The organism is Streptomyces sp. NPDC056600, from assembly GCF_042792855.1.
Lineage (GTDB): Bacteria > Actinomycetota > Actinomycetes > Streptomycetales > Streptomycetaceae > Streptomyces.
In genome coordinates, this window is record NZ_JBHTVQ010000023.1 from 19,505 (window position 1) to 35,379 (window position 15,875).

Sequence of the window (15,875 nt, forward strand, 5' to 3'; positions counted from 1 at the left end):
GGCTATCGCGTTCCCCACATGTAGGTCTGCTTCTTCAGCTTGAGATAGACGAAACTCTCGGTGGAACGCACCCCGGGGACGGCGCGCACACGCCGGTTGATCACTTCCAGCATGTGATCGTCGTCCTCACAGACGACCTCGACGATCAGGTCGAACCGCCCCGCCGTCATCACCACGTACTCCGCCTCGTCCATGGCGGCGATGGCGTCGGCCACCGCCTCCACGTCGCCCTCGACGTGGACGCCGACCATGGCCTGCCTGCGGAAGCCCACGGTGAGCGGGTCGGTCACCGCGACGATCTGCATCACGCCCTGGTCCAGCAGTTTCTGCACGCGCTGGCGCACCGCCGCCTCGGACAGGCCGACCGCCTTGCCGATCGCCGCGTAGGGGCGCCGGCCGTCCTCCTGGAGCTGCTCGATGATCGCGAGGGAGACGGAATCCAGGTGCGGGGTGCCGCCGCTCGGGTCTGCGTTTCGACTGGCCACGGTGCCACTCTGCACGACGGATCGATCGTTCGGCAAGAGTCGACCGATGAAATTCGTCGTTCAGGAGTCGATTAACTGCGGATTTCGCAGATGTGGCGCGGTTGGGGGTGTCGGAAACGTGCGGTTCCGGACTAGGGTGGGCGTCTCAAGCAACGAGACGTTCCGCGTGAGCGGGACACCCGCATCGATCAGGAGGCCGGCAGTGACCACCGAACTGCGTCGTCTGCGCAACTACATCGACGGTGAGTTCCGGGACGCCGCCGACGGGCGCACCACCGAGGTGATCGACCCGACGACGGGCGAGCCCTACGCCACCGCCCCGCTGTCCGCGCAGTCCGACGTCGACGCGGCCATGACCGCGGCTGCCGCGGCCTTCCCGGCCTGGCGCGACACCACGCCCGCCGAGCGTCAGAGGGCCCTCCTGAAGATCGCCGACGCGGTGGAGGAGCGGGCCGAGGAGCTCATCGCGGCCGAGGTGAGGAACACCGGCAAGCCGGTCGGTCTCACCCGCAGCGAGGAGATCCCGCCCATGGTGGACCAGATCCGCTTCTTCGCGGGCGCCGCGCGGATGCTCGAGGGCCGTTCGGCCGGCGAGTACATGGAGGGCCTGACCTCCATCGTCCGCCGCGAGCCGGTCGGCGTCTGCGCGCAGGTCGCGCCGTGGAACTACCCGATGATGATGGCCGTCTGGAAGTTCGCCCCGGCGATCGCTGCGGGCAACACCGTGGTCCTCAAGCCGTCGGACACCACGCCGGAGTCGACCGTGCTGCTCGCCGAGATCCTCGGCGGCATCCTGCCCAAGGGCGTCTTCAACGTCGTCTGCGGCGACCGCGAGACCGGCCGCATGATGGTCGAGCACAAGGTTCCGGCGATGGCCTCCATCACCGGCTCGGTGCGCGCCGGCATGCAGGTCGCGGGCTCCGCCGCCAAGGACCTCAAGCGGGTCCACCTCGAGCTCGGCGGCAAGGCGCCGGTCGTGGTCTTCGAGGACGTGGACATCGACAAGGCCGTCTCCGCCATCGCCGAGGCCGGCTACTTCAACGCCGGCCAGGACTGCACCGCCGCCACCCGCGTGCTGGTCCACGAGTCGGTGCACGACGAGTTCGTCTCCGCCCTCGCCAAGACGGCGGCCGGCACGAAGACCGGGCAGCCGGACGACGAGGACGTGCTCTACGGGCCGCTGAACAACGCCAACCAGCTCGCCCAGGTCGCCGGTTTCATCGACCGCCTCCCGGCGCACGCCAAGGTGGAGGCCGGCGGCCACCGCGTCGGCGACAAGGGCTACTTCTACGCCCCGACCGTCGTCTCCGGTCTCCGGCAGGACGACGAGATCATCCAGAACGAGGTCTTCGGCCCGGTCATCACCGTCCAGTCCTTCGCCGACGAGGCGCAGGCCCTGGAGTACGCCAACGGCGTCGACTACGCCCTGGCCTCCTCGGTGTGGACCCGCGACCACGCCCGCGCGATGCGGATGTCCCGGTCGATGGACTTCGGCTGCGTCTGGATCAACACCCACATCCCGCTGGTCGCCGAGATGCCGCACGGCGGATTCAAGAAGTCCGGCTACGGCAAGGACCTCTCCGGCTACGGCTTCGAGGACTACACGCGCATCAAGCACGTGATGACCTCGCTGGAGGGCTGACGGCAGCGGCGCACCCCGCGACGACGACGGGGCCCCGGGCGGTGACCGAACCGCCCGGGGCCCCGTTCGCGTGTGCGCGCACGGCATGTGCGCACACGGACGGCCGGAACTGTATTTGAACACGTTCAAAGATGGCGTACGCTGCTCGGTGTGGATGACGGAGCCGCCCTGCTGAGGGGCATTCGGTGCTGGTTGCTGTTCTTCGTGGTGTGCCTGGTGCTCAGCGGGGCCACCGCCTTCCCGCTGGTGCACGAACTGCGCTGGGCGCAGGAGGTGCTGGAGGCGCTGCCGACGCCCGACGGGCTGATGGAGTGGATCACCAGGGTGCGCCGGGGACTGGACGAGGCGGACGCCGCGTACCCGTTCCTGCTGTACGGGACGGACTGGCTGGCGTTCGCCCATCTGGTGATCGCGGTGGCCTTCTGGGGGCCCTACCGGGACCCGGTGCGCAACATCTGGGTGATCGAGTTCGGGATGATCGCCTGCGCCGGCGTCGTCCCGCTGGCGCTGATCTGCGGGCCGATCCGCGGCATCCCGGTCTTCTGGACGCTGATCGACATCTCCTTCGGCGTCTTCGGGGTGATCCCCCTGCTCGTCCTGCGTCGGCGGATCAAGCGACTCGAGGCCCTGACCTCCGAGGCCGTCGAGGCCGTCAAGAGTGCCGAGGCCGCCCCGGCCGCCCCGGCCGACGGCGCGGCTGCGGGGCCGGCGGCCGGGGCGGGCGCGGTCAGCGGTTGAAGGCGGGGAAGGCGAACCGCTGGGCGATGGCGTTGCCGTCGCCCCGGGCGTCGGTGGAGTTGACCGAGTAGACAACGGTGCGGGACAGGTCCCGGGTGGCCGCGATCACCGTGTGGTAGCCGGGGCGGGAGCCCGTCTTGCCCCAGATCTCCAGGCCGGCGGGGTTCACGAATCGCTCCAGGCCCAGGCCGATGGTCGCGTCCTCGCCCGTGTCGTAGTCCTTGACCTCCGGGACCTCGAACATCTGGTCCAGGTAGGGCCCGGGGACGACCTTGCCGCGGAAGAGGGAGACCAGCAGGGTCTCCAGGTCGGCGGTGGAGGAGATCAGATCGCCGGCCGCGAAACGGTCCGTCATGTTCCAGTCGGTGACGTCCGTGAGGCGGCCGCCGATCCGCTCGTAGCCGCGGTTGTGCGGTCCGTGGATCCGCGGGTCGCCGTTCACCGGGAAGTAGCTGTCGCGCATGCCCAGCGGACGGAAGACGCGGACCTGGGCCTGGTGGGCGAGCGTGTCGCCGGTGACCTTCTCGATCATCAGGCCGAGGACGACGTAGTGGATGTTCGAGTAGCGCTGCACCGTGCCGGGGGTGGCGCCGGGGCCCGCCGCGACCGACCCGGCGACCACCTCCTGCGGGGTCATGGTCTCGAAGCGGTGCTCCCACATGTCCTCGGTGGTGTCGCCGAAGGAGGCGCCGGGCTTCAGACCGCTGGTGTGGTTGAGCAACTGGCGCACGGTCATCGGCGCGAAGCTGTCGGGGAAGAGGCCCGGCAGGTAGCGCTGCACCGGCCGGTCGAGGCCGATCCGGCCCTCGGCGGCGAGCTGGAGCACCATCGACGCGGTGACGATCTTGGTGGTGGAGCCGGCCCGGAAGCGTGCGTGCCGCAGGGCGGGGGCGCCGGTGTCGAGGTCGCGCACGCCGGCCGTGCCGAGCCAGGCGCCGTGGCCGCCGACGCGGATCTGGGCGGCGGTCGCCTCGTCGTCGGGGAGCCCGGAGATCGCCTCGCAGAGGGCCTCGGCATCGGGCCCGGGCGCGAGGGTGACGCAGGAGACGGGCGGCCGCGGTGCGGCCGTCGCGGCGCCGGCCGGCAGCGCGAGGGCGCCGAGCCCCAGGGCCAGCGCGGCGGCGACGGCGGTGACGGCCGTGCCGCGGGTGCGGCGCGCGGTACGCGACGTTCCCGCGGCGGGAGGGGCCGGGCGGGCGGTGCGGGCGGTGCCGTTGGTGCGTGCGGAGCGGGCGGTGCTGCGGGGCATGCGGTCTCCTCGGGATGACGGGGCGCCTTTCCGGCACGGTCATCCTGCGGGCGGCGGCCACCGGGGCGGATCATCGCCGAGGAGGGGCGCGACCCTGTAACTGCCCTCACCCCAGGGGCACTTCACGCCCGGGCGCAGCCGGGGACCACCCTTAGGGGGAGTCGCTCGCGTCACCCGCGTCACCCGCGCCGCGCGTGCCGTCCGCGTCGCCCGACGCCCGGACCCGGGCGTCGCGCAGCCGAGCCAGCACGTCGATCCGGTTGGTGGTGACCGCGTCCACGCCCGCCGCGATCAGCCGCCGCATGGTGCGGCCGGTGTCCGCGGTCCACGCCTGGACCAGGTGGCCGTCGGCGTGCGCTCGCCGCACCAGGTCCCCGGAGAGCAGACCGAACCGGTAGTTGAGCCACCGCGGCCGGACCGCCGCCAGCAGCCCCGGGCGCGGCGGGGCTGCCGTCGTCCAGGTCAGGGCCAGCTCGGCCGCCGGGTCGGCGGACCGCACCGCCAGCAGCGTCGCCGCCGCACCCGACCAGTACACGCGCTCCCGCGCCCCGCCCTCCGACACGGTCCCGAGCACGCGCCGCACGGCGTCCGGCGTCCCCACGGCGTCGTACGACAGGTCCAGCAGCAGCCGGTGGCCCGCCGTGGCCTCCAACGCCTCGGCCAGCGTGGGCACGCCGCCGCCGGTGAGGTCCCGGAGGTCCGCCGCGGTGAGCGAGGCCACGCGGAGGTCGTGCCCCCACAGCCGCTTCAGCGTGGCGTCGTGCAGCAGCACCGGCACGCCGTCACGGGTGAGGCGGACGTCCACCTCCACCGCGTCCGCCCCCTGCCGGACGGCGGAGCGCAGCGAGGGGACGGTGTTCTCGCGGTGCCGGTAGGGGTCGCCGCGGTGGGCGACCGCGGTCAGGGGGCGAGCCATGCCGCCGTGTACGCGTCGATCTCGGTGACGATCCGGGCCTTGCCGGCCGCGTCGAGGAAGGACGCCTCCACCGCGTTCTTCGCCAGGTCGGCCAGACCCCGCTCGTCGAGGTCCAGCAGCCGGGCGGCGACCGCGTACTCGTTGTTCAGGTCGGTGCCGAACATCGGCGGGTCGTCGGAGTTGACGGTGACCAGCACGCCGGCCTTCACGAACTCCCTTATCGGGTGCTCGTCCAGGGTGCGCACGGCACGGGTGGCGATGTTCGAGGTCGGGCAGACCTCCAGGGCGATCCGGTGCTCCGCCAGGTGCGCGAGGAGCCGCGGGTCCTGGGCGGAGCTGGTTCCGTGGCCGATGCGCTCGGCGCCCAGCTCGCGCAGCGCGTCCCACACCGTCCCGGGCCCGGTGGTCTCGCCGGCGTGCGGGACGGAGTGCAGCCCGGCCGCGCGGGCGCGGTCGAAGTACGGCTTGAACTGCGGGCGGGGGACTCCTATCTCCGGGCCGCCGAGGCCGAAGGAGATCAGGCCCTCGGGGCGGAGCGCGTCGTCGGTGGCGAGCCGCACGGTCTCCTCCGCGGACTCCAGGCCGGCCTCGCCCGGGATGTCGAAGCACCAGCGCAGCACGGTGCCGAAGTCGGCCTCCGCGGACCTGCGGGCGTCCTCGATGGCCTCCATGAAGGCCTTCTCGTCCATGCCGCGGCGGACCGAGGAGTACGGGGTGACGGTCAGCTCGGCGTAGCGGACCTGCTGGCGGGCCATGTCGCGGGCGACCTCGTAGGTCAGCAGCCGGACGTCCTCCGGGGTGCGGACCAGGTCGACCACCGACAGGTACACCTGGATGAAGTGGGCGAAGTCCGTGAACGTGAAGTAGTCGGCCAGCGCCTCGGGGTCGGTGGGGACCTTCGAGTCCGGGTGACGAGCGGCCAGCTCCGCGACGATCCGCGGGGAGGCCGAGCCCACGTGGTGCACGTGCAGCTCGGCCTTGGGCAGACCCGCGACGAAGGCGTGGAGGTCGCGGGGAACGCCGGCGTCGAGGGTGCGGGGGACGGCGGGCTGGTCGGTCATGCGGAGGTCCTTCCTGGGGGTTCGGAACAGTTGGCCGCTGAACCTGTTTCCGTGAGCGTAACTGTGTGCGAGTGCGTGTCGTTGTGAAGGTGTGGGAGCGGTCGAGGCGGTGGGGAACGGCGGCGGAGGCCGTCGCGCGCTGACCGCTGCCCGTGTGACTGGGCCGTTGCGGTCGTTGCGTGTGCCGTTCGTGGTGCGGGAGGCGACGGGGTGCGCGATCCGCACTCGGCTGAAGGCCCTCACCGCCCGGGACGTGGAGGTGTTGCGGCAGGTCGGCTCTTATCTGGGTTCGCTCGCCTCGCGTGACCTGCGGGTATACGGGCAGGCCGGGTTCGAGCGGAGTGCGGCGTCGTGGGCTGTGCGGAAGCAGGCGCTGACGGCCGCGTGTTCGTCGCGGTGGGCGGGTGCGGTCACCAAGGCCACGCACGACCAGTACGCGCTGGCCCGCCGCGCCCAGGCCGCCCACCTCCACCAACTCGAGACCACCATTAACGCTATCTGCCACCGGCTCGCCCAGCCGATCGGCGCGAAGGGCTCCAAGCGGTCTCCGGGCGGCTACCGGTCCGAGCGGGAGTGGCGGGCCAAGGCCCAGCGACTGCGAGCGCTGGAGGCCCGGCACGCGCAGGTGAGGGCGGACTGGGAGGCGGGCCGGGTCCATGTGGTGCGCGGCGGCAAACGCCTGGCCACCACGCGCCACCACCTGGCGGAGGCCGGCCTCACCGAGGACGAGTGGCGGGCGCGGTGGGAAGCCGCGCGGGCGTTCTTCTCCGCGGACGGCGAGTCGGGCAAGAGGTTCGGGAACGAGACCATCCGTGTCACCCCCGACGGCCAGGTCGGTATCAAGCTGCCCAGGCCACTGGGGCATCTGGCGAACGCCCCGCACGGGCGTTACGTCCTCACAGGCCGGGTGATGTTCGCGCACCGGGGAGAGGAATGGGCCGACCGTATCGAAGCCAACCGTGCTGTCGCCTACGAGATCCGCCACGATCCGGTCCGCGACCGCTGGTATGTCACGGCGTCGTGGAAGCGACCGGCCCTCCAGGCCGTCCCGCTGGAGACGGCGCGCGCCCACGGGGTGATCGGCGTGGACATGAACGCCGATCACCTGGCGGCGTACCGGCTGGACGAGCACGGGAACCCGGTCGGTGAGCCGCGCCGGTTCGCCTACGACCTCACCGGCAGCGCGCCCCACCGCGACGCCCAGTTGCGGCATGCGCTGACCCGGCTGATGAATTGGGCGGGGCGTGAGGGGGTGGGTGCGGTGGCGATCGAGGACCTCGACTTCACCGACAGCACCACCCGTGAGAAACACGGACGGCGTAAGAAGTTCCGGCAGACGGTCTCCGGGATCCCGACCGCCCGGTTGAAGGCACGGATCGTGAACATGGCCGCCGAACACGGTCTCACCATCGTCGCCGTCGACCCCGCCTACACCAGCCGGTGGGGCGCCCAGCACTGGAAGAAGCCCCTCACCACAGCGAATCGCGAGATGACCCGGCATGATGCCGCGGCCATCGCGATCGGACGACGCGCTCTCGGACACCCGGTCCGGCGTCGGACGGCAACGCCCCCGCACGACCGGAGTGATCGTGCGGGACATCGAGCCGCCCAGGCCGCACCGAGTGCACGAGGGCGTGAGGAAACCCGCCCCTCGATCCCCGGACAACGGACACGATCCGTTCCGCCGGAAGCCGAGGCGAAAGCGGGCGACCAGCATGCCCAACACCGTTCGGGGCATGCGGCTGAGCACCAGTCCTGGGTCTGGACCCAGGACTCACTCCCGCTCAGTCTTTAAGAACGGTCACGACATCGTAGGCCGACCGCTCCGGGCCCCGTGCCTGCCGCCCCCGGACCCAAGCACCGCAGTGCCGGCCGTCGCGCCCGCCGCCGGGCCGCCCCTCAGCCCGCCAGCCGCTCCCGGGCCTCCATCAGGGCGAAGCCCAGCAGGTTGAGACCTCGCCACCGGGCGGGGTCCGAGGCCCCGTCGTCCCGCGCCGCCAGGCCCGTGCCCCATACGCGGTCGAGCGGGCTGGACTCCACCAGGACGCGGTCGCCCGTGCCCAGCAGGAAGGCCCGCAGCTCCTCGTGCGCGGCGAACTTGTGCACGCTGCCCTCGACGACGACGCCGAAGCGCTCCCGCTCCCACACCGCCTCGTCGAAATCGCGGACCGTTCGTCCGATATTCTTCGCCTGTGCCGGGCCGTCGGCCTCGAGTATCCGGCTCTCGGCCTCCGCGTCACCGAACAGGCGGGCCTTGGCGGCCATCATCCAGTGCTCGGCCGTCCCGTACCGCCTGCCGTCCACGGTGAACGGGGACGGCCACCACTGGCTCAGGCAGCCGGCGCCCACGCTGCCGTCGCTCTGCGGCCGGTGGCCCCAGAAATGCAGGAACCTGACGCGGGTCCCCGAGTCCATCAGCCGGGCCAGGTCCTCACGACTGCGCACCTGGTTCGTTCGCATGTCCGTCACGCCCGCACTCTCGCACGTGGCACCGACAGCGCGCCCCCGGGTTTTCCGCACGACCCGCCCGTGGTCGACAGATTCCGTTGATTAATCAAATGGCAACAACGGAATCCCTTGTTGGAGCCCCGTCGCTCTGTCAGGATCGGCACCCAGCCTGGCCCCGCCGGTCCTCGCGGACCACGTCGCGGCGCCCTCGGCCGCCACCCCCCGGGCGGCCGGACGCCGCAAGGCCGTCGCCCTCCGGCGGCGGACCGCCTCCCGTCGACACCACCCGAAAGGGCATTCCCGAAAGGGCACCTCGCGCATGGAGCAGTACCAGCCCGACCGCCTCCCCCCGGCCCGCAGGGCCGCCCTCAGCCGCCGCTCCCTGCTGCGCGCGTCGGCGGGCGGCGTGCTCGCGGCCGGAGGCGCCGGCGCGCTGAGCGCGTGCGGCATCCCGCCGGCCGGGAGCACCCAGGGCGCGGCCGCCGCCGACGACCACTCGTCGAAGGAGAAGACCGTCAGCTTCTCCAACTGGACCGAGTACATGGACGTCGACGAGAGCGAGAAACGCCATCCCACCCTGGAGGCGTTCACCGCGCGGACCGGCGTCAAGGTCAGGTACAGCGAGGACATCAACGACAACAACGAGTTCTTCGCCAAGATCAAGCCGCAGCTGGCCGCCGGGCAGGACACCGGCCGCGACCTGATCTGTGTGACCGACTGGCTGGCCGCCCGCATGATCCGCCTCGGCTGGGTGCAGAAGCTCGACCCCTCCAACCTGCCGACCGCGTACGCCAACCTCTCCGCCCAGTTCCGCTCGCCGGACTGGGACCCGGGCCGCGCCTACTCGTATCCGTGGACCGGCATCTCCACCGTCATCGCCTACAACAAGAAGGCGCTGGACGGCGTCGAGGTGCGGTCGGTGTCGGACCTGCTGGACAACCCGAAGCTCAAGGGACGCGTCGGCCTGCTCACCGAGATGCGCGACACCATGGGCATGACGCTGCTGGACATGGGCAAGGACCCCGGCGACTTCACCGACGACGACTACGACGCGGCGGTGGCCCGTCTGCAGAAGGCCGTCGACAAGGGGCAGATCCGCCGCTTCACCGGCAACGACTACACCGCCGACCTCACCAGCGGGGACTTCGCCGCCTGCGTCGCCTGGGCCGGCGACGTCGTCCAGCTCAAGGCCGACAGCCCCGAGATCGACTTCGTCGTCCCGGACAGCGGCTACCTGACGTCCACCGACAACCTGCTGGTGCCGGCCAGGGCCCGCCACAAGACCAACGCCGAGCGACTGATCGACCACTTCTACCAGCCGCCCATGGCGGCGCGGCTCGCCGCGTACATCAACTACGTCTGCCCGGTCGACGGCGTCAAGGAGGAGCTCGCCAAGATCGACGCCGACGCCGCCGCGAACCCGCTGATCCTCCCCGACCGGGACATGGCCGCGAAGTCACGGGCGTTCCGCTCCCTGACCGACAAGGAAGAGACGGCCTACGAGGCCAAGTTCGCGAAGCTGACGGGCGCGTGAAAGGCATGACCGAGATGACCGGCACCACCTCCGGCGGCGACGTCCGCCTCAGCGGCATCAGCCGCGTCTACGGCGACTTCACCGCCGTCCACCCCCTCGACCTGACCGTCCCCGAGGGATCCTTCTTCGCCCTGCTCGGCGCCTCCGGCTGCGGCAAGACCACCACCCTGCGGATGATCGCCGGACTGGAGGAGCCCAGCTCCGGCACCGTCCACCTCGGCGACCAGGACGTCACCCGGCTGCCCCCGTACAAGCGGCCGGTCAACACCGTCTTCCAGTCCTACGCCCTCTTCCCGCACCTGGACGTCTTCGAGAACGTTGCCTTCGGGCTGCGCCGGCGCGGGGTGCGCTCGGTGAAGCAGCAGGTGGGGGAGATGCTCGACCTGGTGCAGCTCGGCGAGTTCGCCCGCCGCAGGCCGCACCAGCTCTCCGGCGGCCAGCAGCAGCGCGTCGCGGTGGCCCGCGCCCTGATCAACCACCCCAGGGTGCTGCTGCTCGACGAGCCGCTCGGCGCCCTCGACCTCAAGCTGCGACGGCAGATGCAGCTGGAGCTCAAGCGCATCCAGACCGAGGTCGGCATCACCTTCATCCACGTCACGCACGACCAGGAGGAGGCCATGACGATGGCCGACACCGTCGCCGTGATGAACGCCGGGCGGGTGGAACAGCTCGGCGCCCCCGCCGACCTCTACGAGAACCCGGCCACCACCTTCGTCGCCAACTTCCTCGGTACCTCCAACCTGATCGAGGCCGAGGTCCTCTCCACGGCCAAGGACGAGATCCTGGTCCGGGCGGGCGGCGACACCCTGGGCGTGCCCGCGGAACGCTGCCCGGCCCCCGCGGGCGCCGGAACGCGGCTGCTGGTGGGCGTGCGCCCCGAGAAGGCGGTGCTCACCCACGCCGACGAGGCCGACCGGATACCCGCCGGCCGCAACCAGGTCACCGGTGTCGTCACCGAGGCGAGCTTCCTCGGCGTCTCCACCCAGTACCTGGTGAACAGCCCGGCCGGCCTCGGCCTCGCGGTCTACGCGCAGAACGTCGACCGCGACCCCCGTCTGGCGCCCGGCGCCGAGGTGGTCCTGCACTGGAGCCGCGCCCACACCTTCGCGCTGGACGCCGCCCAGGACATCGAGGCCGGGACCGAGACCCTCGAGACGGCTGACATGGCCGGCACGGTCGCCGGGACGCCCGGGAAGGGGGACGCCGGATGACCTCCACCACGCTCACCGGGTCCGCCCCGCCCCCCGCTCCGGCCGGCGCCGGGCAGGCCGCCCGGCCGCCGCGCCGCCGCGGCCGGACCGTCCCCTACCTGCTGCTCCTGCCGGGCATGCTCTGGCTGCTGGTGTTCTTCGCCCTGCCGGTGGTCTACCAGGCGTCCACCTCGGTGCAGACCGGGTCGCTGGAGGCCGGCTACCAGGTGACCTGGCACTTCGCCACCTACGCCGACGCCCTCGCCGCGTACTGGCCGCAGTTCCTGCGCTCGGTCCTCTACGCGGGCACCGCCACCGTGCTGTGCCTGCTGCTCGGCTACCCGCTGGCCTACCTGATCGCCTTCCGGGCCGGACGGTGGCGCAACCTGGTCATGATCCTGGTGATCGCGCCGTTCTTCACCAGTTTCCTGATCCGCACCCTGGCCTGGAAGACGATCCTCGCCGACGGGGGAGTGGTCGTCGACGCGCTGAACACCCTGCACGTCCTCGACGTGACCAGCTGGCTCGGCCTGACCGCGGGCGACCGCGTGCTCGCGACACCCCTGGCGGTGGTCTGCGGCCTGACCTACAACTTCCTGCCCTTCATGGTCCTGCCGCTGTACACCTCGCTGGAGCGCATCGACCCGCGCCTGCACGAGGCGGCCGCCGACCTCTACGCCCGCCCCGCCACCGTCTTCCGCAAGGTCACCCTGCCGCTGTCCATGCCGGGCGTGGTGGCCGGGACGCTCCTGACCTTCATCCCGGCGGGCGGCGACTACGTCAACGCCGACCTGCTGGGCTCCACCGACACCCGCATGATCGGCAACGTCATCCAGACGCAGTTCCTGCGCGTCCTGGACTACCCGACGGCCGCGGCGCTCTCCTTCATCCTGATGGCCGTGATCCTGGTGGCCGTCAGCGTCCACATCCGCCGCTCCGGGACGGAGGATCTCGTCTGATGGCCCTTGTCACCTGGATCCGGCGGCGCCTTGTCGTCGTGTTCGGCCTGCTGACCCTCGCCTACCTGCTGCTGCCCAACGTCGTCGTGACCGTCTTCTCGTTCAACGACCCGGTCGGCCGCTTCAACTACTCCTGGCACACGTTCTCCACCGACGCCTGGAGCGACCCCTGCGGCGTCTCCGGCCTCTGCGGGTCGCTGGCGCTCAGCCTCCAGCTCGCCCTGTGGGCCACCCTGGCGGCCACCGTGCTGGGCACCATGATCGCCTTCGCGCTGGCCCGCTACCGGTTCCGCGGGCGCGGCGCGGTCAACTCGCTGATCTTCCTCCCGATGGCGATGCCCGAGGTCGTGATGGCCGCCTCGCTGCTCACCCTGTTCCTCAACATGGGCGCGCGGCTGGGTTTCTGGACGGTGCTGATCGCCCACATCATGTTCTGCCTCAGCTTCGTCGTCACCGCCGTCAAGGCGCGCGTGATGTCCATGGACCCCCGCCTCGAGCAGGCCGCGCAGGACCTCTACGCCGGACCGGCGCAGACCTTCCTGCGGGTCACCCTGCCCATCGCCTGGCCCGGCATCGCGGCCGGCGCGCTGCTCGCCTTCGCGCTCTCCTTCGACGACTTCATCATCACCAACTTCACCGCGGGCTCCACGGTCACCTTCCCCATGTACGTCTGGGGATCGGCGCAGCGCGGAACCCCGGTGCAGATCAACGTCGTCGGCACGGCCATGTTCCTGGTCGCCGTGCTGGTCGTCGTGATCTCCATGGCCGTGGGCAACGGCCGGCGGCGCATGGAGAAGAGAAACACTCGCAACAAGGCGTAATCCGACACATCCTGTGGGGAGTTGAGATTCATGGCCCCTGGAGCCATGAACCGTTGGACCAAGTCTCTCGCCGAGGCCCGGCCGGCCGCGTACTGGCTGGAGGACCCGGGCCGTCCCCGCCCCGAGCCCGCCCTCACCGCCGCCGCCACCTGCGACCTGCTGGTGGTCGGCGGCGGGTACAGCGGCCTGTGGACGGCCCTGCTCGCCAAGGAACGCGACCCTGGTCGCGACGTGCTGCTGCTCGAGGGCAAGGAGATCGGCTGGGCCGCCTCCGGGCGCAACGGCGGCTTCTGTGCCGCTTCCCTCACCCACGGACTCGCCAACGGACTCTCCCGGTGGCCCGGCGAGATCCGCACCCTGGAGGAGATGGGCGCCCGCAACCTCGACGCCATCGAGGACACCGTCGCCACGTACGGCATCGACTGCGAGTTCGAGCGCACCGGCGAGATCGACCTCGCCACCGAACCGCACCAGATCGGCGAACTGCGCGAGCTGTACCGGACGATGGAGGAGCACGGGCTCGCGGACCACGTCGAACTCCTCGACGCGGACGGGGTGCGCGCCCACGTCGACTCCCCGACCTTCCTCGGAGGTCTGTACGACCGCCGGGGCGTCGCCCTGGTCCACCCGGCCAAGCTGGCCTGGGGACTCAAACAGGCCTGCCTGCGGCTGGGCGTCAGGATCCACGAGCACAGCCCCGCGCTGTCCCTGCGGCAGCAGGGCGCCGGGGTGCACGTGCCCACGCCCTACGGGTCGGTCCGGGCCGGGAAGGTGGCGCTGGCCACCAACGTCTTCCCCAGCCTGTTGCGCCGGGTGCGGCCCTACACCGTGCCGGTGTACGACTACGCCCTGGTCACCGAACCGCTGCCGGAGGACCTGATGGCCTCGGTGGGATGGAGGGGGAGACAAGGGCTGGCGGACCTCGCCAACCAGTTCCACTACTTCCGCCTCACCGCCGACCACCGCGTCCTGTGGGGCGGTTACGACGCCGTGTACCGCTACGGCGGGCAGGTGCGGGCCGAGTACGACAACCGCCCCGAGACCTTCGCCGCGCTCGCCGAGCAGTTCTTCACCTGCTTCCCGCAGCTGGAGGGCGTGCGGTTCACCCACGCCTGGGGAGGCGCCATCGACACCTGTTCGCGGTTCGCGCCCTTCTTCGGCACCGCGCACCGCGGGCGGGTGGGCTACTCCGTCGGCTACACGGGGCTGGGTGTGGGAGCCACGCGGTTCGGCGCGCAGGTCGTGCTGGACCTGCTCGACGGGGAGGAGACCGAGCGGACCGCTCTGGAGATGGTGCGCTCCAAGCCCTTGCCGTTCCCGCCCGAGCCGTTCGCCTGGACCGGCATCGCGCTCACCCGCTGGTCGTTGGCCCGGGCCGACGTCAACGGCGGCCGGCGCAACGTGTGGCTGCGGGCGCTGGACCGGGTGGGTCTCGGGTTCGACAGCTGAGGGCCCCCTCAGGTTGCTCACCCGAACGGGTGAGTCCGTCGAAGTCGCGTAATGACCGGGACGGAACCTCCTCTCTCCCACGGGACAGTGCGCGCGGCCGGACGGCGGCCCGCCGGGAGCGAGGAGGTGGTCCGCGGATGAACGGGACGGCTGCGGTGAGGCGGGCGGTCGAGTGGCTGGCGTCGGTCGCCCCGGACCCGGCGGCCTGCCGCGCGGAATGGGGGCAACGGGCCGACGGCGTGGCCCTGCTGCCGGCCGGCAAGGCCTGGGACGTGCTGATACTGCCGGGCGAACTCGGTCACGCCACGCTGGCGGTGCTGCGGCGGTGCCTGGACCGGATGGGGCCGGTGCTCGCCGGGTTCGACGACCACCGCCTCGGGTTCTTCGTCCCGCCGGGCACCGCCGGTCGGTGGCTCGGCACGGGGGTGCGGGCGGCCGGGCGCGGCACCTGGGTGGTCGTGCCCCACCCCGGGCGCAGGTGGGGGAGGTCCGGGGGGCGCATGCGGTGGGTGGTCCCGCCCGACGGGACGGGACTGCTGACCGACCCCGTGCTGCTGGAGATCGCGATGCACGAGGCGGTGGCCGGCCTCAACGGCACCTGACGTCCCCGGGCGGCGAGGATTTCGCCTCGTGCGGGGCGGGCTTCGCCTCGTCAGGCGCGGGCTTCGCCTCGTCCGGGGCGGCGTCCGCGTCGTCAGGGGGCGGCCCGCGCGTCAGGCGGGGCGGCCGGGCCGCCGGTGCGCGCGGTGAGGACGGCGCCGCCGGCGGTGAGGCTGCCCATCACGTCCAGCGGCCAGTGGTAGCCGTGCCGCACGAGCCCCACGGCCGTGCCCGCGACCAGCGCCGCCCACAGCAGGACCACGGCGAGCCGCGCCGCCCGCCGCCGCAGCCAGGGCAGGAGCAGCAGCGCCGCGACGCCGTAGAGGACGACCGCCGTGGCCGTGTGACCCGAGGGGTAGAAACCCGTCTCCGGGGCCATCGGCGGCGGCCCCGGCCGGGCGATGAGCGCCTGCAGAGGCGTCACGACCAGCGGGACGGCCACCGCCGCTCCCGCCGCCACGGCCGGCGGCGTCCACCACCGTGCCCGCCCCGCCCGGCGGCCCCGCACCGCGGCCCAGCCCGCCGCGGCCGCCAGCACCGGCAGGGCCACCTCCGCGTTGCCCAGGTCCGCGAGGAACGCCGACAGCCCGTCCCGTTCGATCAGCGCCCGGCCCAGCCGCTCGTCGGCCCTGGCCAACGGACCCTCCGAGACGACCTGCCAGGTCAGCACGGCGAACAGCAGGCCCAGCAGCCAGGGCAGCGCACGCCGCGCCGACGGGCGCGGACGCGGCGGGGCGACGGGACGGGAGGAGGTGATCGGCACGCCCCCCAGGGTGCCTGACG

15 protein-coding genes are annotated in these 15,875 nt (G+C 72.0%); 9 read left to right on the top strand and 6 right to left on the bottom strand.

What is annotated here, in order from left to right:
- Nucleotides 1–2: 2 nt before the first annotated feature.
- Nucleotides 3–500 (bottom strand): Lrp/AsnC family transcriptional regulator, encoded by a 498-nt coding sequence (locus tag ACFRAV_RS14265; RefSeq protein ID WP_351117214.1) that lies wholly within the window; start codon nt 498–500, stop codon nt 3–5.
- A 187-nt stretch (nt 501–687) separates the two neighbouring features.
- Between ACFRAV_RS14265 and ACFRAV_RS14270 the strand changes: the two genes are divergently transcribed.
- Both ACFRAV_RS14270 and ACFRAV_RS14275 read left to right on the top strand, forming a co-directional pair.
- A complete protein-coding gene (locus tag ACFRAV_RS14270) occupies nt 688–2,127 on the top strand; it encodes a gamma-aminobutyraldehyde dehydrogenase (protein WP_382555019.1) in 1,440 nt (479 codons plus the stop codon).
- A gap of 150 nt (nt 2,128–2,277) precedes the next feature.
- Nucleotides 2,278–2,865 (top strand): hypothetical protein, encoded by a 588-nt coding sequence (locus ACFRAV_RS14275; protein WP_382555022.1) that lies wholly within the window; start codon nt 2,278–2,280, stop codon nt 2,863–2,865.
- On the opposite strand, the gene ACFRAV_RS14280 is transcribed toward ACFRAV_RS14275, so the two are convergent.
- From ACFRAV_RS14280 to ACFRAV_RS14290, 3 genes are all read right to left on the bottom strand, one after another.
- Nucleotides 2,855–4,114: a serine hydrolase domain-containing protein gene (locus tag ACFRAV_RS14280; protein ID WP_382555024.1), complete on the bottom strand. Its 1,260-nt coding sequence runs from the start codon at nt 4,112–4,114 to the stop codon at nt 2,855–2,857. The two genes, ACFRAV_RS14275 and ACFRAV_RS14280, sit on opposite strands and share 11 nt — an antisense overlap.
- 151 nt (nt 4,115–4,265) lie before the next feature.
- A complete protein-coding gene (locus tag ACFRAV_RS14285; RefSeq protein ID WP_382555026.1) occupies nt 4,266–5,030 on the bottom strand; it encodes a glycerophosphodiester phosphodiesterase in 765 nt (254 codons plus the stop codon).
- A complete protein-coding gene (locus ACFRAV_RS14290; protein WP_382555028.1) occupies nt 5,015–6,091 on the bottom strand; it encodes an adenosine deaminase in 1,077 nt (358 codons plus the stop codon). Before ACFRAV_RS14290 ends, ACFRAV_RS14285 begins: the two co-directional genes overlap by 16 nt.
- A gap of 166 nt (nt 6,092–6,257) precedes the next feature.
- On the opposite strand from ACFRAV_RS14290, the gene ACFRAV_RS14295 reads away from it, so the two are divergent.
- Complete coding sequence (locus tag ACFRAV_RS14295) at nt 6,258–7,886, top strand: IS200/IS605 family accessory protein TnpB-related protein (RefSeq protein ID WP_382555030.1); 1,629 nt, start codon at nt 6,258–6,260, stop codon at nt 7,884–7,886.
- 104 nt (nt 7,887–7,990) lie between these two features.
- Here the strand turns inward: ACFRAV_RS14295 and ACFRAV_RS14300 are convergent, their stop codons facing one another.
- Nucleotides 7,991–8,551 carry an NADAR family protein gene (locus ACFRAV_RS14300; RefSeq protein WP_382555130.1) on the bottom strand — a complete coding sequence of 187 codons (561 nt, stop codon included), beginning with the start codon at nt 8,549–8,551 and terminating at the stop codon, nt 7,991–7,993.
- 307 nt (nt 8,552–8,858) lie between these two features.
- Here ACFRAV_RS14300 and ACFRAV_RS14305 point away from each other — a divergent pair, with 307 nt between their 5' ends.
- From ACFRAV_RS14305 to ACFRAV_RS14330, 6 genes are all read left to right on the top strand, one after another.
- On the top strand, nt 8,859–10,073 hold the full coding sequence (locus ACFRAV_RS14305) for a spermidine/putrescine ABC transporter substrate-binding protein (protein WP_382555031.1): 1,215 nt from the start codon (nt 8,859–8,861) through the stop codon (nt 10,071–10,073).
- Nucleotides 10,074–10,078: 5 nt separating this feature from the next.
- Entirely contained in the window at nt 10,079–11,284 is a 1,206-nt protein-coding gene (locus ACFRAV_RS14310) for an ABC transporter ATP-binding protein (protein ID WP_382555034.1), read from the top strand.
- Nucleotides 11,281–12,222: an ABC transporter permease gene (locus tag ACFRAV_RS14315; protein WP_382555036.1), complete on the top strand. Its 942-nt coding sequence runs from the start codon at nt 11,281–11,283 to the stop codon at nt 12,220–12,222. The genes ACFRAV_RS14310 and ACFRAV_RS14315 overlap by 4 nt, the downstream gene beginning before the upstream one ends.
- A complete protein-coding gene (locus ACFRAV_RS14320) occupies nt 12,222–13,043 on the top strand; it encodes an ABC transporter permease (protein WP_351117223.1) in 822 nt (273 codons plus the stop codon). Before ACFRAV_RS14315 ends, ACFRAV_RS14320 begins: the two co-directional genes overlap by 1 nt.
- Before the next feature lie 30 nt (nt 13,044–13,073).
- Complete coding sequence (locus ACFRAV_RS14325; protein WP_382555039.1) at nt 13,074–14,492, top strand: NAD(P)/FAD-dependent oxidoreductase; 1,419 nt, start codon at nt 13,074–13,076, stop codon at nt 14,490–14,492.
- A 137-nt stretch (nt 14,493–14,629) separates the two neighbouring features.
- Nucleotides 14,630–15,094: a hypothetical protein gene (locus ACFRAV_RS14330; protein WP_382555041.1), complete on the top strand. Its 465-nt coding sequence runs from the start codon at nt 14,630–14,632 to the stop codon at nt 15,092–15,094.
- Between the two features lie 92 nt (nt 15,095–15,186).
- Here ACFRAV_RS14330 and ACFRAV_RS14335 read toward each other — a convergent pair whose 3' ends face one another.
- Complete coding sequence (locus ACFRAV_RS14335) at nt 15,187–15,855, bottom strand: phosphatase PAP2 family protein (protein ID WP_382555044.1); 669 nt, start codon at nt 15,853–15,855, stop codon at nt 15,187–15,189.
- Between the last annotated feature and the right edge of the window lie 20 nt (nt 15,856–15,875).